This is a genomic window from Mucilaginibacter sp. GW822-FHT03E02 (assembly GCF_058801545.1).
The window spans coordinates 531,047-551,516 of record NZ_JBXANJ010000002.1; the positions used below are offsets into that span (position 1 = coordinate 531,047).

Here is a 20,470-nt window from a genome sequence, read left to right on the forward strand (position 1 = left end):
AAGATTAGCAATAAATATTTATAAAATTAATGGCAATAATAACATTAACTACTGATTTGGGCGATAAGGACATTTACCAGGCTGCGCTTAAGGGCAGCATATACAAATCGTTGCCAACAGTTAATATTGTTGATATTACCAACAGTGTGGCGGCCTTTAACGTGCAACAGGCCGCTTTTATATTAAAGAACAGTTTTTACTACTTCCCCGAAGATACCGTACACCTTATAGGTATAGATACCGTTTACAGCGACCATACCAAGTACCTGGCGGTAAGGTACAAAAAACATTATTTTGTGGGTGCCGATAATGGAATTTTTTCATTGATGTTTGATACCGACCCGGAAGAAATTGTAGAGATAAACATTATGCAGGATTTAAAGTTCCTGCATTTCCCACTTGCAGATATTTTTGTTAAAGCCGCCTGCCACCTGGCCAAAGGCGGCAAACTGAGCGAAATTGGCCTGCCGGTATACGATATTGAAAACAAAATGAACCTGCAGCCTGTTATCGAAAAAAATCTGATCAAAGGCGTAGTGATCTATATCGATTCGTTTCAAAATGTGATAACCAATATTACCAAGGAATTTTTTAACAGTGTGCAGCAGGGCCGCAAGTTTGTACTTAATTTTAAACGTAATGAAACCATCAATCACCTGAGCTGGCATTATAACGAAGTACCCGTTGGCGAAAAACTTTGCCTGTTTGGCATAAGCGACCATTTGGAAATTGCCATTAATAAAGGCAATGCCAGCGGCCTGCTGGGGTTAAACCTTAATGACAAGGTTATCATCGAATTTCAGTAAATTTAGGATATGAAAAAACTGTTACTGTTTGGCTTTTTGTATTTTTTTGCCACAGGCGGCGTGCTTGCGCAATCGCAGGCTAACTCCGATTCTGTTGCATATCAGCTTCAACGCAAAAAGATAAATACCATGCTGGCCGCCCGCAAAGCCAAATTTGGCCAGTATGATCAAAGCTTAAGCCAGCATACCGGCATTTTCGGTTTGCAAACAAAAGACGATATCCGCAGATCAAACAGCATCCTGATGGACATTGCCCGCACAGATGATGCCATCTTCAAAGAATTAAAAATACTATTTGAATACAGCGCCTTCCAACAAAGGCTAATTCAAAGCCACAGCAAAGAGGCCGAGACAATTAATCACAATTTTTTGCTTACAATAAGCAAGTTAAGGCAGCAGAATGCGCAGTTAAAAGCAGCTGCACATGAAAAAAGTAATACCAACCCTATCTATATTACGGTTATTGTGCTCATGCTTGCGTCAATTTTGTATTTGCTTTACCAAAAAAACAAAGGGAAGGCGTAATTTCGCGCCCGAAACTACTTAAAACTATAAATGGCACGAGGAAGACTGAACAGTGGCGCTAAAGCAGAAGCCGAACTACCCAAAGCAAAAATTAACAGGCAGAGCATCCAGAATATTCGTAAACTGCTTTCATACATACAACCTTACAGATGGAAATTTATAGCGGGTATGCTGTGCCTTTTTGTTTCCAGCCTGGTTGCATTAGCATTTCCTTCCTTTTTAGGGGCTTTAGTTGATACCGCTCAAGGCAAACACACCAACAAATTATTACCTGCAACATTACAAGACATTGGCTTACTTGCCTTTATTGTTTTGTTTGGTCAGGCATTCGTTTCTTTTTTCAGAATCTTATGGTTTGTACAGGTAGCCGAGAAATCACTTGCCGATATAAGGCGTGATACCTATTTTAAGTTAATCACACTGCCGATGAATTTTTTTGCCAATCGCAGAGTGGGTGAATTAAACAGTAGAATTTCAGCTGATCTTTCACAAATTCAAGATACCCTAACAACTACCCTTGCCGAAATGATAAGACAACTGGTTTTATTAGTGGGTGGTATTGTTTTTTTGGCTATTGTATCTATAAAATTAACACTTGCATTGTTACTTATGCTACCTGTTTTAATAGTCGTAGCAATATTTTTTGGCCGCTTTATCAGAAAAATTTCAAGACAAGCACAGGATAAGCTTGCTGAATCAAATACCATTGTTGAGGAAACTTTGCAAGGCATTGCTAATGTAAAGGCGTTTGTAAATGAAGCTTATGAAGCAACACGTTACGATAAAATACTGCGCGATGTGGTTGGCATTGCAGTTAAGGGCGCTAAGTATCGGGGCATTTTTGCATCTTTTATAGTATTTTGTTTTTTTGGTGCCGTGGTTGCTGTAATATGGTACGGCACGGTAATGGTGAGCCATGGCGATCTTACAATAGGCGCATTGTTCACGTTTTCGCTTTACGCTGTGTTTGTAGGCGCGGCAATGGGAAGTTTTCCTGACTTGTACGCCAACCTGCAAAAGGCTGTAGGAGCGAGTGAGCGTGTTTTAGAGATATTGGCCGAAACCGGCGAAGATATTTCCATGATTGAAAGCAACAACAAAATAGAGCAGCACATTCAAGGTAATTTATCTTTTAACAACGTCGTTTTTGCCTACCCATCCCGCGCAGAGCTTACCGTTTTAAAAGGCATTTCTTTTAATGCCGCAGCAGGCCAAAAAGTGGCCATTGTTGGGCCAAGCGGTTCGGGCAAATCCACAATGGCGTCGCTGATATTACAATTTTACCATCCGCAAAACGGTACTATTTTATTTGATGGCCGTGCGGCTGATGAATACTCAATAACCGATATCCGTAACCAGGTGGCCATAGTGCCGCAGGACGTGTTACTTTTTGGCGGATCGATATTAGAGAACATTGCTTACGGCCGCCTAAATGCATCAAAAGAAGATATTATACAAGCTGCCAAACGGGCAAACGCGCACCAGTTTATACTATCGTTCCCCGAGGGTTATGAAACCATTGTTGGCGAGCGTGGGGTAAAACTATCGGGCGGGCAGCGCCAGCGCATTGCTATAGCAAGGGCATTGCTTAAAAATCCATCCATATTGATATTGGATGAGGCAACGTCGTCCTTAGATTCAGAATCGGAACGCCTGGTACAGGAAGCTTTGGAAGAGTTGATGAAAGACCGCACATCTATCATTATCGCCCACCGTTTATCAACCATCCGCGAGGCTGATAAGATCATCGTTCTGGAAAAAGGCGAGATCATCGAGAGCGGTAGTCACCAGGAGCTCATTGGTAACGAACAAGGGCTTTACCGTTATTTAAGCCAGCTGCAGTTTGAAACGAGTTAGGTTATACGTTGAACGTTTTACGTTATACGTACCCGAACGGTGGATTAACGGATAGATAGCCCGTAAACTATAATAAAAAAACAATAATATTGCTTTAATATACGTACAACGTAACACGTATAACATCACAGCGCAACATATAAAACGTATAACGTAATACGTACAACGTTCAACGTAACAAATGAAATTAACCATACACGGGGCGGCCCGACAGGTAACCGGCAGCATGCATTTGCTGCAGGTAGGCCAATACAAAATATTAGTGGATTGCGGGTTAGATTATGAGAAGGACCGCAGTATACAATCAAATGAAAACTTTCCTTTTCGGCCGGAAGAGATCGACGTGGTAATACTTACACATGCCCACATCGATCACTCTGGTAATTTACCCACATTGGTAAGGCTTGGCTTTAACGGCCAGATCTTGTGCACTCCCCCTACTGCCGATTTGACCGAGCTATTATTGCTTGATTCTGTAAGCATCTTCATGAACAAGGCAGGCAAGGGTAACCGTAAACGCGGCAAAGGCAAATTCAATTCGGGCGGCGGCCCACAGCCCCTGTATTTGCAAAAGCACGTGATGGATACGGTAGAACGTTTTGTTACCATTGGCTTTAACCGCCCGTTCAGGATTAACGGTGATATCGAGCTTACTTTTATCCCGGTTGGCCACTTGCTGGGTGCAGCATCTGCTGTTTTAAAAGTAACCGAAAACGGTGAAGAAAAATCAATTGCCTTTACCGGCGATATCGGCCGAAAAAATTACCCGGTATTAAATGATCCGCAGGAATTGCCTCCTGTTGACTTCCTGGTATCAGAGTCAACCTACGGCGGCCGTTATCATACCAAAGGAAAATCGGTAGAAGAAACCCTTGTTGAAGTGATTGAAAAGGCATGTATTAAAGAACAAGGCCGTTTAATTATCCCGGCTTTCAGTATCGGGCGCACACAATCGTTGGTATATTCGTTAAACAAAATTTTCACTGAAGGATTATTGCCAGCTGTAAAAGTTTTTGTTGATAGCCCGATGGCTACCATGGCAACCGGCATCTTCCGCAAATACCATAGCCTGGTAAACCAGGAGGCCCAGAACTTTTATAAAGATAAGGGCGATGAGTTTGAATTTGATAACCTTACGTATGTAGAAACCCTGAAGGATAGCCGCCAGATTTCTAATTACTGGGAGCCTTGCATCATCATCTCGTCGGCAGGAATGCTTGAAGGTGGCCGCATCCAGGACCACCTGTTTTACAATATTCAAAATTACTATTGCACTATCCTGTTCATTGGCTATTGCGCCAAAGGAACCCTGGGGCACCGTTTACTACGGGGCGATCCTATCGTTCACATTAAAGACCGTGAATTAGCCGTTTACGCCACCATTAAACAAACCGATGTACTAAGTGCTCACGGCGATCACCAGGACCTTTTAGATAATGTAAAACAGCAGGATAAAACCAAGCTACAGAACGTATTCCTTGTACACGGCGAGGGAGAGAGTATGCAACTGCTGGCTACTTCCCTGGAAGATGAAGGGTATACGGTTACCATTCCGGAAAAGGATGTAACGTACATGCTTTAAAACGAGGATACGCATATTCTTTTTTATAAATATTAATTTATCTTTATAAAAAAGAATCCTGGTCAATAATACCATGGCTGTATTGATGAATTTTAAATATCGCAAGCACCTTAGCTGGGCAATTTTTTGCTGTGGTTTTCTTATAGTTACTTACGGTTATTTAAGAAGAGAAAAAGCACTAAAAAACGCATTAGTTGTAATTGCTAAAGTAACGGGATTTCGACACCCTAAGCTTGATAGAACTGAAGTAGATGTACAATATGTTTATAACGGGAAGATGATAGACAATAAGTTTTCTCTAAATCACATCGACAGTTTAAAGATAAATACTAAAATAAGGTTACTTGTTTCAAGAAAATATCCCGTTGAATTTATAAAATATATAGGAGTTGAAAAACAATAATCTTATTTATTCTTCTACTTACGCATAGTATAATTTAAAACAAAATGGCACGAACTCTTTAAGAATTCGTGCCATTAGTTTATTCGTGAAATCCTTTCTAAAATTATTTTTTGAAGTGATCTATGATCAAATTAGCTAACTCCACTCCTATCCTTTCCTGAGCCTCGTTGGTGGCAGCACCAATGTGCGGAGTTAAAGAAATTTTAGGGTGTTTCAGGATCTCTTCGCGAGGGGTAGGCTCGTTATCAAATACATCTAAGGCTGCAAATGAAACCTGGCCGCTGTTTAACGCGTCAACTAAAGCTAATTCGTCAATTAAACCACCGCGTGAAATATTTACAAAGCCAACACCTTTTTTGGTTAAGGCCAATTCTTCGGCACCAAACAAGGCCTTATCAATAAATGGCGTGTGCAAGGTAATGAAATCAGCCGTTTTGGTTACCTCTTCTAAAGTTGAAGTTTTTACACTTACCTTAACAGTAGCGCCACCACCTAAAACAATATCCAATTCGGGGTTAAACGGAAATAAATCATAAGCCAAAACTTCCATACCAACGCCGATAGCTATTTTAGCCACCTCGCGGCCGATACGGCCAAAGCCAACAATACCTAAAGTTTTACCGCGCAGTTCAATACCTTTTGCGTAGGCCTTTTTCAGGTCGTTAAATTTGGTGCCACCTTCAACCGGCATTTTGCGGTTGCTATCTGGTAAAAACCTAACCGCGCCAAATAAACTGGCAAAAACAAGTTCGGCAACAGATAGTGAAGAAGATGCAGGCGTATTATAAACGCTCAGGCCTTTTTCCCTTGCGTATTCTACATCAATGTTATCCATACCAACGCCACCGCGGCCAATCACTTTAAGATTTGGGCAGGCATCAATAAGCGCTTTACGCACTTTAGTTGCACTTCGTACAGTAATGGCATCGTACTCTTGTAATCTTACAGGCAATTCATCCTGCGGAATGTTATTGGTATCAACAATAAAACCAGCCTCTTCTAAAAGCTGTTTTCCAATTGGGTCGATACCGTCATTAGCTAATATTTTGATCATCTTGATTTGTCATTGAGTCATTTTGTCATTGAGTCATTGCCATAAAAAATGACTTAATGACCCAATGACTTAATGATTAAAAATTATTTATTTCCTTCAGCAAACTCCTGCATTACGTCAATCAAGGCGTAAACGCTGGTTATTGGCAACGCGTTGTAAATTGATGCGCGGAAACCACCAACGCTTCTGTGGCCTTTGATACCCACTATACCTCTTTCGTCGCATAGTTTCAGGAATGGTTTTTCCAGTTCAGGATTTTCCATTACAAAGGTTACGTTCATGTGCGAGCGATCTTCTGTAGCGCAAACGGGCTTAAATAACGGGTTGCGTTCAATCTCGTCATATAATACGCGTGCTTTGGTGATGTTTTCCTGTTCAATAACTTCAACGCCGCCTTTGGCTTTTAACCATTGCAGCGTAAGCATCGATACGTAGATAGCAAAACATGGAGGGGTGTTATACATCGATCCGCCTTCAATTTGTACCTGGTAGTTAAACATAGCCGGGATTTTACGGTCAACTTTACCTAAAATATCGTCTTTAACAATAACTAAGGTAACACCTGCAGGGCCCATGTTTTTTTGAGCGCCGGCGTAAATTAAACCAAAGTCGGCAACGTTAATTTTACGGCTGAAAATATCTGACGACATATCGCAAACAACCGGTACCGGCGATTTTGGGAATTCCTGTAACTGTGTACCATAAATGGTATTGTTTGAAGTGATGTGGAAATAAGCCGCATCAGCAGGAATAGTATAATCTTTAGGGATATAAGTAAAATTATCGGCTTTTGAAGAGGCAACAATCTCTACTTCGCCAAAAAACTTGGCTTCTTTTAAGGCTTTATTAGCCCAAACACCTGTTTCCAGGTAAGCGGCTTTGCCCGTTGATGGCAATAAATTGTAAGGGGCCATGGCAAACTGCGTGCTGGCGCCGCCTTGTAAAAATAGTACCGAATAACCCTCTGGCACAGCAAATAATTCTTTTACCAATGCAACAGCTTCATTCAAAACTGCTTCAAATTCTTTCGACCGGTGAGAGATCTCCAGCAATGATAATCCTGTACCATTAAAATCAATAACCGCCTCGGAAGCTTGTTTTAAAACCTCCTGAGGTAAAATGCCTGGTCCGGCACCAAAATTATGTTTCATATAATTAACGAATTGTAGGTTCTGAATACTTGATTAGGAACTTTGTATTTAGTTGGGCCGAAGTTAATCAATTTGACAAAATTCATAGGATTTATTTACGTTTTTTGAAAAAATATACAATTAATCAACAAAAGCCTCTTTGATTGCAAATATTAAATTAATCCTATTAGGTTGGTAGTAATTATTACAATTGTAATAACTTTTAGGGACGTTTGAGGTGTGAAATTGCATCGGCCGGACTGGCCGATGAGAATACCGAACTGCCGGCAACAAGCACATTTGCACCAGCTTGCAATAATTCTTTAACATTGTTTTGGTCTACGCCGCCATCAACCTCGATGTATAAGCCCGGGTTTTTCTTTTCACTCAGCGTTTTCAAATCGTTAAGTTTCTTGTAAGTATTGGCAATAAATTTTTGTCCGCCAAAACCAGGATTTACAGACATAATAAGCACCATATCCAAATCGGCGATTACATCCTCAAGCAAAGCAACAGGCGTATGCGGGTTAAGGGCTACTCCTGCCCTGCAGCCAAGCTCTTTAATAGCTTGTACAGTGCGGTGTAAATGGGGACAGGCTTCGTAATGAACAGTGATACCATTGGCACCTGCATCTTTAAACGCCTTAAGGTACCTATCAGGATCAACAATCATCAGGTGCACATCCAGCGGTTTGGTGGCATGCCTTTTTGTGGCAGCAACAACCGGGAAACCAAAAGAGATATTTGGCACAAACATACCATCCATAATATCAACATGCACCCAATCAGCCTCGCTGTTATTGATCATTTCAATATCGCGTTGCAGGTTGGCAAAGTCGGCTGCTAAAATAGATGGCGCTATCAGATGGTTCATGTGCAAATATATAAATCCCCAACATTGCAATTGGCAATTATTTGTAAAGTTTTATCGGGTTAATTCCTAAGTTTATTTTACGTTAATAATATAACCAAGAATTAAATGCCACGTAAGTGTTGGACTAAACAGTATAAAGATATGCTAAATCGTTCCCCCTTCAGGGGGTTAGGGGGCTCCTTAATCACAGTTCAGCAACAAGTCATAGTACTTCTTCATCAGTACCGTATCGTAATTTACCAGCGATTGATAGGCTTCTGATACCAGTTCATTCAAAATTGATGAACCAAGTTGCCCTCCTCCATTGGGAATGGAGTCATAATACAATATTAATTCTTTAACCCGGATGATCTCATAGAGCAACAGCTGAACCAAATCGGTTTGCGTGGCCGGTTGCATTCCCTGCGGATTACTGTTAAGAAAATCTAAAGGATCGTTTGTAGCAGGGGTCATCGTTTTTACAAGCAGGCTCGGATTTTATGGTTTATTCAACTATCTATCAACTAATACAAAGTTTAAACATCCAACTTTTGTTTTAATTTTTCTCAAAAAAAGTATAAAAAAACCAAATAAAATAACAAAACCCTCATAAAGAGGGTTTTGCATGTGTAATATTTACAGTTATTTTTCTGATTTCGGGGCTTCCGGCCTCGGTAGTAACGCTTTGCGCGATAACTTAAGTTTACCTTGTTTATCTACATCGAGCAATTTAACCCTTACCTCGTCGCCAACCTCAAATATACCGTCCATTTTTTCGATACGACGGTGGTCGATTTCAGAGATGTGTAACAAGCCATCTTTACCTGGCATAATCTCAACAAATGCACCAAACGGCATAATTGATTTCACTTTACCTTCGTATATCTCGCCTACTTCTGGTTTAGAAGCAATGTTGCGGATACGCGATAAAGCCTGGTCGATAGATGCTTTGTTGTCGGCAAAAATCTGAACGATACCCTGGTTGTCTTTTTCTTCGATAGAAATAGTTGCACCGGTTTCGCGTTGCATTTCCTGGATGATTTTACCACCGGGCCCGATAACTGCACCAATAAATTCTTTATCAATTTTAATGGTAACAATACGCGGAGCGTGTGGTTTCAAATCAACACGAGGGGCTGTAATGGTTTTAGCCATTTCGCCAAGGATATGTAAACGGCCATCTTTAGCCTGGTTTAAAGCGTTGGTTAACACTTCGTACGATAGGCCATTAATTTTCAAGTCCATTTGTACAGCAACAATACCGTTGGCGGTACCGGTTACTTTAAAGTCCATATCACCCAAATGATCTTCGTCGCCCAGGATGTCAGATAAGATAGCATATTTAGTACCCATTTCGTTGGTGATCAATCCCATCGCGATACCAGATACCGGCGATTTGATTTTGATACCAGCATCCATCAAAGCCAATGTACCGGCACAAACCGTAGCCATTGACGATGAACCGTTAGATTCTAAAATATCAGAAACAATACGGATGGTGTATGGATTCTCATCTTCAGATGGTAATACTTGTTTTAATGAACGCATAGCCAGGTTACCGTGACCAATTTCGCGGCGACCAGCACCCCTGTTAGGACGAACTTCGCCGGTTGAAAAACCAGGGAAATTGTAGTGCAACAAGAATTTTTGGTAACCGTTGATGAACGCGCCATCAATCATTTGCTCATCATCTTTTGCACCCAAAGTAACAGTAGTTAATGATTGTGTTTCGCCACGTGTAAATACGGCAGAACCATGGGCAGACGGCAAATAACCAACTTCGCTCCAGATAGGACGAATCTGGGTAGTTGAACGGCCATCTAAACGCTTGCCTTCATCTAATACCAGGTTACGGATAGCATCATACTCCACATCGTGGTAGTATTTTTTAGCTAAAAACTTAGTAACATCATCAATCTCGCCTAAAGTAGCGATATAAGCATCACGAACTTCTTTGAATTTTGCCGAGCGCTCATCTTTTGCCGACGCAGATGAAGCGATAGCATAAACCTGCTCATAAGTAGCAGCGTAGATGGCTTTCTTCAAATCTTCGTTGCTGTTTTCATGGCTGTAAACACGTTTTTCGGTTTTGCCAACTTCAATAGTCAACTCTTTTTGAGCTAAACATTGAATTTTGATAGCTGTGTGTGCAAATTTAATGGCTTCAACCAGTTCGGCTTCCTGAATCTCTTTCGATTCACCTTCAACCATGTTGATGTCATGCTCGCTACCTGCAACAATAAATTCTAAAGTAGCACGCTCAAGCTGGCTTAAAGTAGGGTTAATTACCAACTGGCCATCAATTTTAGCGACACGTACTTCAGAAATAGGGCCGTTAAAAGGAATATCAGATACAGCTAATGCTGCTGATGCTGCCAAACCGGCAAGGCAATCGGGCATAATATCTTTATCTGCAGAAATTAAAGAGATCATCACTTGGGTATCAGCGTGATAATCTGAAGGGAATAACGGGCGTAAAGCGCGGTCAACCAAACGCGAGATTAAAACCTCATAGTCTGACAAACGTGCCTCGCGGCGTAAAAAGCCACCCGGGATACGGCCGGTGGCAGCGTATTTTTCCTGATAATCAACAGAAAGGGGTAAAAAATCAACTCCCTCTTTCGCTTCCGGCGACGATACTACGGTAGCCAATAACATGGTATCACCCATTTTAATAACCACAGAGCCATCTGCCTGTTTGGCCAGTTTACCTGTTTCGATCTCAATGGTGCGGCCGTCACCTAAATCAATAACTTTTTTAATTACGTTTAAACTCATCTTCTTTTTGTTGTGGTGCACTTTTCATCTTTCGGAGCGCACCGGTTTTTTATGTGTGTGTATAATTTTTTCAAAAGTAAAAAAGCCATCCACAAAATCGGGATGGCTTTTCAATAAAAAGTATGAGAATTATTTAATGATATCCCTTAGCTGTAAAGCTTTGATGATAGCACGATATCTTTCAATGTCTTTTTTGTACAGGTACGCTAACAAACCGCGGCGTTTACCTACTAATTTTTGCAGTGATAACTGGGTAGAAAAATCGTGTTTGTTTTTCTTAAGGTGACCAGTTAAGTGCGCGATGCGGTGTGTGAATAATGCTACCTGACCTTCGGTTGAACCAGTGTCTGTAGCACCCTTACCGTGTTTTGCAAAGATCTCTGCCTTTGTCTCTTTACCTAAATACATTACGTGAATAATATTAAAGCGTTAAATACTTTTGTTAATTGTGGGTGCAAAGATAGTTATTAAATTCAAAAGTAAAAATTCAAAATTCAAAAGATTTGGAGGGTGGTTGATTGGGGGAGTGGTTGACCACGTTTGCTCCCGCCGCTCCCTCGAGCTTTCAGCTCGTGGGTTACATTGTTTCAGCTTTCAGCTGAAGCAAGCCGGAGAGTCCTTGCAAATAAAACCTCAACCACCCACTCAATCAACCCAATCAACCACCCCTCTAAACCAAATACTCCCCGGCTTTCCCATATTTTTCCAATTGCCTTATGCCGGTGCTGGAGATATGTTCAAACTCCATATCACAAAATATGGCAATTACATTGATACTTTTATCGCCAAGTTCTTGCATGTAGCGGTACTGGTTTAATTCGTATTGCAAATCCGATCCATTGCGTAGGCCTCGGATTATTGTTACCGGGTAGCCCAGGTTACCGGTAAAATCAGTTAGTAAACCCTCGTAAGTAGCCATTTGCCTGTATTTTAAAACATCGGGTAAAGCATAACTGGCGGCATCTTTACCGGGGTTAATGCCGCGGGCTATGATTACCTTATCAAAAACCTGCTCGGCTTTTTGCAGTATGTTAAAATGGCCCTTGTGGAATGGGTTAAAACTACCTGGGTAAACTGCTATCCTGGGCTGGCGGGTACGCACGTAATCAATTAAATACTCCAGCGCGGGGTTGTTTACATTTTGCTGTAAACTCCGCAACACCTCTACCCTCTTCTCGCTGTAAATGGCATAGTCAACAAACTGAAACTCCTTAAATATCTGCTGCTCATATTGCAGCAATTTATCAAATGGCTGCGTGAGAATATTTAAATCGGCATCACAAAACACTTTTGACAGTTCTGTTTTGGGCTGATGAGTTTTGGTATCGAGGATAATCTGCGTTACTTCATCCTTTAAACCTTGGTCGCCATTAAACACACCATTAAAATACTTAGCCGAATCCTCCTCGTTTGTTGCCGATCGCGGATCATAAATTATATCATGAAATACTGTAGCAAGTAGCAAGGCATTATTGTCGGCAAAACCTTTTAGCTCCAATTGCGTGCACAAATCGCCCAGGTGTTCCTGCGTATGGTAAAAACGATGCGGCTCATGGTAATGGTTTAGTATATCCGCACCAAGGCCAAGCTGAACAAGCCGGTGTGTTTGATCTGTAATTTTCATAGCGCTTTAATTACCCCACAATGCTACAAACAAATAGCTTTAAAATTGCAAGTCATTTTTGAATTTTGACTTTTGAATTTTGACTTTACAAACCCCCTATCCAGCTCTTATAAATAGCAGCCTGCAACGGATCGGGATTGGGTAGCGGACTTATCTTAAAAGTTTTTTCTTTTTTGCTGCCCAGTATAATAGTTACGTCGCGTTTCTCCGTGCCTTTTTGTATGGTGAGCGTTAAAGCATCGCCCGTGTTTTTTGCTTCCAGTGTATGGTCTAATAATTTTTGCGTTGCCGGCTGGCCTTCAATAGTTAAAATTTTTGTTCCACCCCTTATGCCTTTTTCCCAGGCAGGCGAATTGGGTTCAACAGTGCCAATAGTTAATGTATCGCGTCGTTGCCGGTAATTTATGCCGGCCCATGAGGTATAGGTAACAGTAGCGTTGGTATCAATCAGCAAACCGCCGTATGCAAAGTATTTAGGATAATCGGGCGGCTTAACAGTAGCTGCGTATTCAAACACTTCGGGCATTGGCGTGCCGGCCATTTTTTCGCATTCGGTCCTAAATTCCTTTTCGGTAAAACCGCGGTTAAGTTTTTTATAATACTTGTAGTAAAGCAGCCGCATTACATCATCAAGTGTTTTTTTATTCTGCGTGGCATGCCTGATGTTAAAATCGAGCATTAAGCCAAGCACAGGGCCTTTATCATAATAGGATATCGTTTTATTAATATCCTCATTTACGCGGCCGTTTGGCCCATCGTTCCAGGTATTATAACTGGCCTGGGTGGCCGACTGGTAAAAATGGCCCGGCTTATTCTCATAGTTTTTAATATTTTCTTCAAAATCTTTCAGCATATCTTCGCCCGTCATTAAACCGGCGCGCCTTGTAATCATATATTCGTAATAAACCGTAAACCCTTCAGATACCCAAAGCATATTGGTATGGTTCTCTTTCGAATAATCAAACGGGCCCAATTCAACTGGCCTTATGCGCTTAACATTATAATGGTGAAAATACTCGTGGGCTATAAAGTTGTAAAGCCTTTTTTTGGCCTCGGGCGAATTAAAACCCTCGCCCCCGCTAAAACTTAACGACGATGAGTTTAAATGTTCGATACCGCCGCCCCCGGCACCTATTGATAAAAAGGTATAGTGCGTATAGGGTATTTCGCCAATGATGTTGCTGCCCGTAACCACAATCTTTTTCAAATCGTCCATAAATGCCCGCCTGTCAAATTCAGGTAACTTATAACCAATAAAATTGTGTGGTTTATTTTTAACCATAAACGGAGGCAGCACTTCCAGTTCGCCCATTAAAAAGGGGCTATCATACAGCACATCAAAATTATCGGCTTTGTACAGGTGATATTTACCTGCAACCGTATCTAAGCCCGTGGCCACCATCGCATTCCATTTGCTATAGGGTTGCATTTTTATGGTAACCGGATGCCGCAGTTCATTATCCAGGTACATGAATAAACCACCGGGGGTAATATATCCCCGGGTTTCATCAAGGTAAATATTGCCCACAAAGGGCACCGTGGCTTTAACGTCATACGAAATTTTTACCGCGCCAGGGCTGTTGTGATAAACGCGCCAGGTATTTTCCGAGGCCTTTTGCCACTTCAGGTTTACGCCTTTGCTATCGGTTACTTTAAAATTTTGTACCGCGGCGGCAAAATCAATAAGCTGGTAGTAACCGGGAGTCCAGGCACACATTTTAAAATCGAGTGTTTTACCTGGCGTTTTATTGGTAAGCTCAACGTGGTAAAGATGATCGGCTGCCTTCTCCATCGATACAGCGTATTGCATATTTACAGGTTGCTGCTGGGCAAAGGAGTTAGCGCTTAAAAACAGGGCGGCGATCAACCACCCCTTGCATAATATTTTCATGGCAGATAAGAGTTTTCCGAATATAGAAAAACAGCCGCTAACTTTGTAACGCTCAAATATAATTTCATCGAGTTAAGTCCACCCTCTTTATAACTCAAAATACAACCACTCACCTAATCAACTTAATCAACTGCCCTACCAATCAACCACTCTCCAACCCAATCACTATATTTGCCCTATGGATACTCCCATCTACTCCACCTTCGAAAGTGAGTTTCGTGTACGCCCGGACGATATCGACATGTTTCAGCACGTACACAACAGCAAATATTTTGATTATGTATTGGCCGCCCGATACGATCAGATGGAACGCTGCTACGGCATGGCTATGGAAAAATTTATGGAGCGCGGTTTCGGCTGGGTAGTTCGCACGGCCCACGTAGATTATAAACGTGCCCTCGCCATGGGCGACTACTTCATTGTAAAAACCGGTATCGAAAGCATCGACGATAAAGGCTGCCGCGTAAAATTCAGCCTAAGCAACAAAGCCACCGGCAAAGTATGCTGCGACGGCTATTTTGATTACGTAATGATTGATATGGCTACCGGAAGAAGCGCCAAGGTACCCGAGGATGTGATTGCGCATTATACCATTTAGTGCCAGTTGGCGGTTTTGAGTTTGCAGTTGGCAGCATATTTTGCGAAGGAAAGCAAATTCGCCTCAGCAATTTGTCTGAACCCGGATTAAACAGATTTGTCAAATTTTTTCGGATTTTGATTATCTTGACGGCCATTTTACCCGCAACCCGCAACCCGCAACCCGCAACCCGCAACCCGCAACCCGCAACCCGCAACCCGCAACCCGCAACCCGCAACCCGCAACCCGCAACCCGCAACTCACGACCTCGGGTGAAACTGGCTTATCGTGCTTTTTAAATATTCCCTATCCAGGTGGGTATAAATTTCAGTAGTGGTGATGCTTTCGTGGCCCAGCATTTCCTGTACGGCGCGCAGGTCGGCGCCGCCTTCAACCAGGTGGGTGGCAAAGGAATGGCGGAAGGTGTGCGGGCTGATTGTTTTTTTAAGGCCGATAGTTTGCGCCAGGCCCTGGATCATCAAAAATATCATTTGGCGACTTAGCCTTGCTCCCCGCCTGTTTAAAAATACAATATCGTCTTCGCCTTTTTTGATTGCAATGTGCACCCGCAGGTTTTCGATATAAATTTTAATGGCTTTGATGGCTTCGGCACCTATGGGTACCAGGCGTTCTTTATTGCCCTTCCCGGTAACTTTTATAAATTCAATATCCAGGTACAGGTTAGATAGCTTTAGCTCGGTTAATTCAGATACCCGCAGGCCGCTGCCGTACAAGGTTTCTAATATCGCTTTGTTGCGCGGGCCTTCGGGTTTAGATAGGTCGATGGCGGCAATCAGTTTATTAATATCCTGGTAGCTGAGTGTATCGGGCAGTTTACGCCGAATTTTGGGCGATTCCAATAACTCCGACGGATCACTTTTTATCAGATCCTCCATCAGCATATATTTGTAAAAAGCCTTGATGCCCGATAGGATGCGCGCCTGGGATGATGGTATCATGCCCAACTCGGCGGCCCAGGTAATAAACTCCCGCAAATCGGTCAAGGTAATGGTTTCCGGCTTCAGCTTAAATGGTTTCGTTTCGGCATACTGATATAGCTTTTCTATATCCCGGCTATAAGCCTCCACAGAATTATCGGCCAGCGATTTCTCTAATTTCAAATAAGCCTGGAAACCCTTTATTGCCGAACGCCAATCCAATTTGATTTTAATTTAATGTATTTATACTTAAGTTTGGAGCAATGAAGATACAAATTATAAACGGCCCCAATTTAAACCTGTTAGGCGTTCGCGAAAAATCCATTTACGGCGATACCAGCTTTGAAGGTTACCTTGAACAACTGCGTGCGCGTTACCCGGCCGTAGATATAGCTTACTACCAAAGTAATGTTGAGGGCGAAATTATAAATAAACTTCATGAAATTGGCTTTAGTTATGATGGCATTGTGATAAACGCAGGTGCTTACACCCATACCTCTATCGCCATTGCCGATGCTATCGCGGCTATCAATACGCCGGTTATCGAAGTGCATATATCCAACGTATACAAACGCGAAGAATTCAGGCATCACTCCATGCTGGCTGCAAGCTGCAAGGGCGTTATTGCCGGTTTTGGGATGGACTCATATAGACTGGGGGTAGAAAACCTGGTTGGGTAGAAGAAGAGTCAAGAGTCAAGAGTCAAGACAAAAATTAAACCAACTCCTGCTGCGGCAAATCTGTAAACTTTCGTTTCTTTTTAACAAAAAACTGCCACACTATGCTGCCTTGGAAAGTGCCTTTTGAGTTATGAGTTGTGAGTTGTGAGTTATATAATCCTTTTGCCTTTTGCCTTTTACCTTTCGCCTTAAATAAGCCCAAAACAAAGGCCTGATGCGCCCTGCTTACGGCCCAGGCATCTTTACGTTTACCTTCCATCATGAACCGGATAAGCGCAAGCAGATCCATAAAAAAACGGATAGTGATTACCCGGAATGCCGTCCGGAAAGGAAGGTTCTTTTTTAACAACAAAAGGTTATTCCTGAAATTGAGGTAAGTTTTAAAAGGGTTTTCGGTATTTAGCGTACCGCCACCAACGTGGTAAACGGTAGATTCGGCGCAATACATTACTTTATAGCCCATATTTTTCAGTCGCCAGCACAGGTCAATCTCTTCCATGTGGGCAAAAAAGTATTCGTCAAAACCGCCTGCCAGGTCCCAGTATTTCTTTTTGATGAACAACGACGCACCCGAGGCCCAAAAAACCTCGCCCGATTGCTGGTATTGGCCATGGTCTTTTTCAACTTCATAAAACATGCGGCCACGGCAAAATGGGTAACCGTAGGCATCAATAAACCCACCGGCCGCCCCTGCGTGTTCAAATGTATCTTTATTGGCATACGCTAATAGTTTGGGCGCTGCCGCGGCTATTTTTTCGTCGCTTTCCATCAGGCTTATCACCGGCTCAATCCAACCGGGCACCACCTCAACATCTGAGTTTAACAGGATATAATAATCGGCATCCACCTTGGCCAGCACACGATTGTAACCACCGGTAAAACCGTAATTTTCATCATTTTGAATGATCTTTATCGTGGGATAGTTTCCTTTCACAAACGCCACGGAATCATCTGTGGAGGCATTATCTCCCAAAACAACATCAAGCCCGGGCCAGGTTGATGCCATCACCGAAGGAAGAAATTGTTTAAGATATTTAATACCGTTCCAGTTTAAAATAACTACGGCAACTTTTGGTGCACTGATCATCTATGTTTGTCCTCCGGCTTAAACTTCCACCTCCGGTGACTCCATAGCCAATATTGAGGCTCCTTCCTGATCATTCCTTCCAGGTATTGCACATGCATTTCGGTTAACTCATGCTCTGCAGTCTGTTTCGGATTTTCTGTCAGCGGAACCAATGTATAAGTATAATAACCGCGTTTAACGCGTTTCATATCGTAAAAAACAACAGCGGCATCAATTGTTTTCGATATTTTTTCGATGCCCAGGAAAACCGCTGTAGGCTGGTTTAAAAAAGTAGTAAAATAGTTTACCTCGTTTACACCGGGGGTTTGATCGCCCACCAATACGCTTACCGTTAATTCTTTACGGTACTCCACCATTTTACGCATGGTTTGTTTCATGGCAATGGGTTGCCCCCCAAACCGCGACCGGATCTGGATAAAAAAATCATTAAAAATTTCGTTATTCAAGGGTTTATAAACAATCATAAACCTTTTATCAGTTACGAAGTTAAAGTTCAGCGCAGCCATTTCCCAGTTGCAATAATGACCTGCCACCGCTATGATGCTTTTGCCTTTTGCAAAGTATTCGTGAACTAATTGGGCATTGGTAGCCACTACCCTTTTTTGAATTTGTTTTTCAGATACGGTAATCATTTTTACCGTTTCTACAATCAAATCGGCCAGGTAATGATAGTATTTTCGTTCAATATCGTGGCGTTCCTTTTCAGTTTTTTCGGGGAAAGCGTTGGCCAGGTTTTGCTGGACCACTGCCTTGCGGTAATGAACAATGTGGTAAATAATAACGAACAAAACATCAGATATGATGTATAAAAGCCAAAAGGGCAATAACGAGGTAAGGTATAAAAATAAAATCCCTAACCTTATAAACCCTTTTTTTACCATTATTTTAACCAATTTTGACCACAAACATAAAATATATGATTGAAAAAGGTGCTGTATTACCTATGTTTTATCTTCCGCCGGTTGAATACTTTGTACAGTTAAACACGTACAAGCCTGATATACTGATAGAAAGAGAAGAACATTTCCCCAAACAAACTTACCGTAACCGGGCAAATATCTATTCGCCCGAGGGTATCCTTACATTGGTGGTGCCGGTGGTAAAAGGTTCAAAAACACATACCAAAGTTAAAGATGTTAAAATAAGCTACGATTTTGACTGGCAGCGCCTGCACTGGCTTAGCCTGGGCGCGTGTTACCGCAGCTCGGCGTATTTTGAATATTACGAGGCAGATTTTGCCCGGTTTTATGACAAGCAAAAACAGGTAACCTATTTATTTGATTACAACCAGGAGCTTTTACAAATGCTGCTCAAATTCCTCAAAATAAAAACTGAGCTGCAGCACACTTCCGAATATCATGCTGAATATCCTTCGGTTCCCGACTTTCGCACATCCATCCACCCAAAAAAAGAAACAGAGTTACAACAAAAACCGTATTTTCAGGTTTTTGAAGACCGGCAAGGCTTCCTGCAAAATTTGAGCATTGTCGATTTACTGTTTAACCAGGGCCCGCAGGCCATAAATTATTTGTAAATGAATAATCTGATAAAAAGGGTTAAGTATAATGCCCGCCGCAATGCAGGAAATGTTGGCGACAGCCCCGGGATGATACGAGTGCCTGATGGCGCTCTTAAGCCGCATATAGCTATGTTTAGCTATAATAAAGATGAGCTGATAACATCCGAAGGCAAAGACATTAAGGTGATATTAGCGCAGTTAAAAAAATGCGATAACCATACCCACTGGATAAAAATAAACGGCCTTGGCGATGCCCGGCTGATTGAACAAATTGGTGAGCACCTGAAAATAAACCCCTTGGTTTTAGAGGATATTGCCAATATTCATCAACGCCCCAAGTTTGATGAGTACGAAGATTACGCCTTTAGCACCAGCCGCATCGTACATTTTAACAGTGAAGACGAACTGGTGAACCACCAGTTTTCGGCCATTATAAAAGATAACCTGATCATCAGCTTTGAAGAAGACCATGTGGAGTGCTTTGAGGCCGTTAAAGCCCGCTTAAAGGCCGGTAAAGGAGCTATCCGCACGGCAGGGCCTGGTTATATGTGCTATGCCCTTACAGATACTATAATTGACACCTATTTTATTTTGCTGGCGCAGATAGGCGATAAACTGGATGCCATTGAAGATAAGGTTTATACCGATGCCGATAAAAGCATCATGTTTAACTCGCAACAGCTCAAGCGTACGCTTATCATCATCCGCCGGGCAAGCTGGCCTGAGCGTGATAAGATAAACGACATGATCCGCTCCGACAGTCCGCTGATAACACCCGAAGTAAAGTTATTTTTACGCGATGCCTATGACCATTGCATCCAGGCAATGGATTTGATTGAAAACTACAAAGAGGTAACATCCAGCATTATCGACCTTTACCTATCTATGGTGAGCAACCGCATGAACGAGATTATGAAGGTGCTGACTATTATCTCGGTAATTTTCATCCCCCTTACCTTTATAGCCGGTATTTACGGGATGAACTTTGCCCGGCAAGACGATAAAGGCCACCTTATCCCAGGTAATATGCCCGAGCTTTACTGGCATAATGGTTACGCCTACGCTTTATTACTGATGTTTTTTATCGCGGTAACGCTGGTGTACATATTCTGGAAAAAAGGGTGGTTTAATAAATTGTAGTAAAACTAAAACTTTGCCATCCGTAA

General features: G+C 42.1%; 20 protein-coding genes. 9 read left to right on the plus strand and 11 right to left on the minus strand.

What is annotated here, in order from left to right; translation table 11 throughout:
* Positions 1 to 29 precede the first annotated feature (29 nt).
* From AC1RM2_RS28885 to AC1RM2_RS28905, 5 genes are all read left to right on the plus strand, one after another.
* Positions 30 to 806: an SAM hydrolase/SAM-dependent halogenase family protein gene (locus AC1RM2_RS28885; RefSeq protein ID WP_147060648.1), complete on the plus strand. Its 777-nt coding sequence runs from the start codon at positions 30 to 32 to the stop codon at positions 804 to 806.
* Positions 807 to 815: 9 nt separating this feature from the next.
* A complete protein-coding gene (locus AC1RM2_RS28890; protein WP_492988624.1) occupies positions 816 to 1,331 on the plus strand; it encodes a hypothetical protein in 516 nt (171 codons plus the stop codon).
* A 30-nt stretch (positions 1,332 to 1,361) separates the two neighbouring features.
* Positions 1,362 to 3,188: an ABC transporter ATP-binding protein gene (locus tag AC1RM2_RS28895; RefSeq protein ID WP_492988625.1), complete on the plus strand. Its 1,827-nt coding sequence runs from the start codon at positions 1,362 to 1,364 to the stop codon at positions 3,186 to 3,188.
* 181 nt (positions 3,189 to 3,369) lie between these two features.
* A complete protein-coding gene (locus AC1RM2_RS28900) occupies positions 3,370 to 4,770 on the plus strand; it encodes an MBL fold metallo-hydrolase (RefSeq protein ID WP_492988626.1) in 1,401 nt (466 codons plus the stop codon).
* 73 nt (positions 4,771 to 4,843) lie between these two features.
* Entirely contained in the window at positions 4,844 to 5,173 is a 330-nt protein-coding gene (locus AC1RM2_RS28905) for a hypothetical protein (RefSeq protein ID WP_492988627.1), read from the plus strand.
* Between the two features lie 103 nt (positions 5,174 to 5,276).
* Here AC1RM2_RS28905 and AC1RM2_RS28910 read toward each other — a convergent pair whose 3' ends face one another.
* From AC1RM2_RS28910 to AC1RM2_RS28945, 8 genes are all read right to left on the minus strand, one after another.
* Positions 5,277 to 6,227, minus strand: coding sequence for a D-2-hydroxyacid dehydrogenase (locus AC1RM2_RS28910; protein ID WP_492988628.1), 951 nt, complete (start codon positions 6,225 to 6,227; stop codon positions 5,277 to 5,279).
* A gap of 83 nt (positions 6,228 to 6,310) precedes the next feature.
* On the minus strand, positions 6,311 to 7,378 hold the full coding sequence (gene serC / locus AC1RM2_RS28915; RefSeq protein WP_492988629.1) for a 3-phosphoserine/phosphohydroxythreonine transaminase: 1,068 nt from the start codon (positions 7,376 to 7,378) through the stop codon (positions 6,311 to 6,313).
* A gap of 202 nt (positions 7,379 to 7,580) precedes the next feature.
* Entirely contained in the window at positions 7,581 to 8,231 is a 651-nt protein-coding gene (gene rpe, locus AC1RM2_RS28920) for a ribulose-phosphate 3-epimerase (RefSeq protein WP_492988630.1), read from the minus strand.
* A 180-nt stretch (positions 8,232 to 8,411) separates the two neighbouring features.
* Positions 8,412 to 8,684 carry a hypothetical protein gene (locus AC1RM2_RS28925; protein WP_147060658.1) on the minus strand — a complete coding sequence of 91 codons (273 nt, stop codon included), beginning with the start codon at positions 8,682 to 8,684 and terminating at the stop codon, positions 8,412 to 8,414.
* Between the two features lie 168 nt (positions 8,685 to 8,852).
* Positions 8,853 to 10,988: a polyribonucleotide nucleotidyltransferase gene (gene pnp / locus AC1RM2_RS28930; protein WP_492988631.1), complete on the minus strand. Its 2,136-nt coding sequence runs from the start codon at positions 10,986 to 10,988 to the stop codon at positions 8,853 to 8,855.
* 129 nt (positions 10,989 to 11,117) lie between these two features.
* Positions 11,118 to 11,396 carry a 30S ribosomal protein S15 gene (rpsO, locus tag AC1RM2_RS28935; protein ID WP_090647072.1) on the minus strand — a complete coding sequence of 93 codons (279 nt, stop codon included), beginning with the start codon at positions 11,394 to 11,396 and terminating at the stop codon, positions 11,118 to 11,120.
* 262 nt (positions 11,397 to 11,658) lie between these two features.
* Positions 11,659 to 12,612 carry an adenylyltransferase/cytidyltransferase family protein gene (locus AC1RM2_RS28940; RefSeq protein ID WP_492988632.1) on the minus strand — a complete coding sequence of 318 codons (954 nt, stop codon included), beginning with the start codon at positions 12,610 to 12,612 and terminating at the stop codon, positions 11,659 to 11,661.
* Between the two features lie 85 nt (positions 12,613 to 12,697).
* Positions 12,698 to 14,503 (minus strand): M61 family metallopeptidase, encoded by a 1,806-nt coding sequence (locus AC1RM2_RS28945; protein ID WP_492988633.1) that lies wholly within the window; start codon positions 14,501 to 14,503, stop codon positions 12,698 to 12,700.
* 178 nt (positions 14,504 to 14,681) lie between these two features.
* Between AC1RM2_RS28945 and AC1RM2_RS28950 the strand changes: the two genes are divergently transcribed.
* Entirely contained in the window at positions 14,682 to 15,101 is a 420-nt protein-coding gene (locus tag AC1RM2_RS28950; protein ID WP_477363838.1) for an acyl-CoA thioesterase, read from the plus strand.
* Between the two features lie 239 nt (positions 15,102 to 15,340).
* Here the strand turns inward: AC1RM2_RS28950 and xerD are convergent, their stop codons facing one another.
* On the minus strand, positions 15,341 to 16,240 hold the full coding sequence (gene xerD / locus AC1RM2_RS28955; RefSeq protein WP_492988634.1) for a site-specific tyrosine recombinase XerD: 900 nt from the start codon (positions 16,238 to 16,240) through the stop codon (positions 15,341 to 15,343).
* A 41-nt stretch (positions 16,241 to 16,281) separates the two neighbouring features.
* Between xerD and aroQ the strand changes: the two genes are divergently transcribed.
* On the plus strand, positions 16,282 to 16,698 hold the full coding sequence (aroQ, locus tag AC1RM2_RS28960) for a type II 3-dehydroquinate dehydratase (protein WP_477363832.1): 417 nt from the start codon (positions 16,282 to 16,284) through the stop codon (positions 16,696 to 16,698).
* 34 nt (positions 16,699 to 16,732) lie between these two features.
* Here the strand turns inward: aroQ and AC1RM2_RS28965 are convergent, their stop codons facing one another.
* Both AC1RM2_RS28965 and AC1RM2_RS28970 read right to left on the minus strand, forming a co-directional pair.
* Positions 16,733 to 17,785, minus strand: coding sequence for a glycosyltransferase family 2 protein (locus AC1RM2_RS28965; RefSeq protein ID WP_492988635.1), 1,053 nt, complete (start codon positions 17,783 to 17,785; stop codon positions 16,733 to 16,735).
* A complete protein-coding gene (locus tag AC1RM2_RS28970) occupies positions 17,782 to 18,666 on the minus strand; it encodes a lysophospholipid acyltransferase family protein (RefSeq protein ID WP_492988636.1) in 885 nt (294 codons plus the stop codon). Before AC1RM2_RS28970 ends, AC1RM2_RS28965 begins: the two co-directional genes overlap by 4 nt.
* Before the next feature lie 14 nt (positions 18,667 to 18,680).
* Here AC1RM2_RS28970 and AC1RM2_RS28975 point away from each other — a divergent pair, with 14 nt between their 5' ends.
* Positions 18,681 to 19,319, plus strand: coding sequence for a WbqC family protein (locus AC1RM2_RS28975; protein ID WP_492988637.1), 639 nt, complete (start codon positions 18,681 to 18,683; stop codon positions 19,317 to 19,319).
* A complete protein-coding gene (gene corA / locus AC1RM2_RS28980) occupies positions 19,320 to 20,444 on the plus strand; it encodes a magnesium/cobalt transporter CorA (RefSeq protein ID WP_492988638.1) in 1,125 nt (374 codons plus the stop codon).
* Positions 20,445 to 20,470: the final 26 nt, after the last annotated feature.

Coding starts and splice junctions, on each gene's coding strand:
- AC1RM2_RS28885 (WP_147060648.1), top strand. CDS start 30: ATGGCAATAATAACATTAACTACTGATTTGGGCGATAAGGACATTTAC.
- AC1RM2_RS28890 (WP_492988624.1), top strand. CDS start 816: ATGAAAAAACTGTTACTGTTTGGCTTTTTGTATTTTTTTGCCACAGGC.
- AC1RM2_RS28895 (WP_492988625.1), top strand. CDS start 1,362: ATGGCACGAGGAAGACTGAACAGTGGCGCTAAAGCAGAAGCCGAACTA.
- AC1RM2_RS28900 (WP_492988626.1), top strand. CDS start 3,370: ATGAAATTAACCATACACGGGGCGGCCCGACAGGTAACCGGCAGCATG.
- AC1RM2_RS28905 (WP_492988627.1), top strand. CDS start 4,844: ATGGCTGTATTGATGAATTTTAAATATCGCAAGCACCTTAGCTGGGCA.
- AC1RM2_RS28910 (WP_492988628.1), bottom strand. CDS start 6,227: ATGATCAAAATATTAGCTAATGACGGTATCGACCCAATTGGAAAACAG.
- serC (WP_492988629.1), bottom strand. CDS start 7,378: ATGAAACATAATTTTGGTGCCGGACCAGGCATTTTACCTCAGGAGGTT.
- rpe (WP_492988630.1), bottom strand. CDS start 8,231: ATGAACCATCTGATAGCGCCATCTATTTTAGCAGCCGACTTTGCCAAC.
- AC1RM2_RS28925 (WP_147060658.1), bottom strand. CDS start 8,684: ATGACCCCTGCTACAAACGATCCTTTAGATTTTCTTAACAGTAATCCG.
- pnp (WP_492988631.1), bottom strand. CDS start 10,988: ATGAGTTTAAACGTAATTAAAAAAGTTATTGATTTAGGTGACGGCCGC.
- rpsO (WP_090647072.1), bottom strand. CDS start 11,396: ATGTATTTAGGTAAAGAGACAAAGGCAGAGATCTTTGCAAAACACGGT.
- AC1RM2_RS28940 (WP_492988632.1), bottom strand. CDS start 12,612: ATGAAAATTACAGATCAAACACACCGGCTTGTTCAGCTTGGCCTTGGT.
- AC1RM2_RS28945 (WP_492988633.1), bottom strand. CDS start 14,503: ATGAAAATATTATGCAAGGGGTGGTTGATCGCCGCCCTGTTTTTAAGC.
- AC1RM2_RS28950 (WP_477363838.1), top strand. CDS start 14,682: ATGGATACTCCCATCTACTCCACCTTCGAAAGTGAGTTTCGTGTACGC.
- aroQ (WP_477363832.1), top strand. CDS start 16,282: ATGAAGATACAAATTATAAACGGCCCCAATTTAAACCTGTTAGGCGTT.
- AC1RM2_RS28965 (WP_492988635.1), bottom strand. CDS start 17,785: ATGATCAGTGCACCAAAAGTTGCCGTAGTTATTTTAAACTGGAACGGT.
- AC1RM2_RS28970 (WP_492988636.1), bottom strand. CDS start 18,666: ATGGTAAAAAAAGGGTTTATAAGGTTAGGGATTTTATTTTTATACCTT.
- corA (WP_492988638.1), top strand. CDS start 19,320: ATGAATAATCTGATAAAAAGGGTTAAGTATAATGCCCGCCGCAATGCA.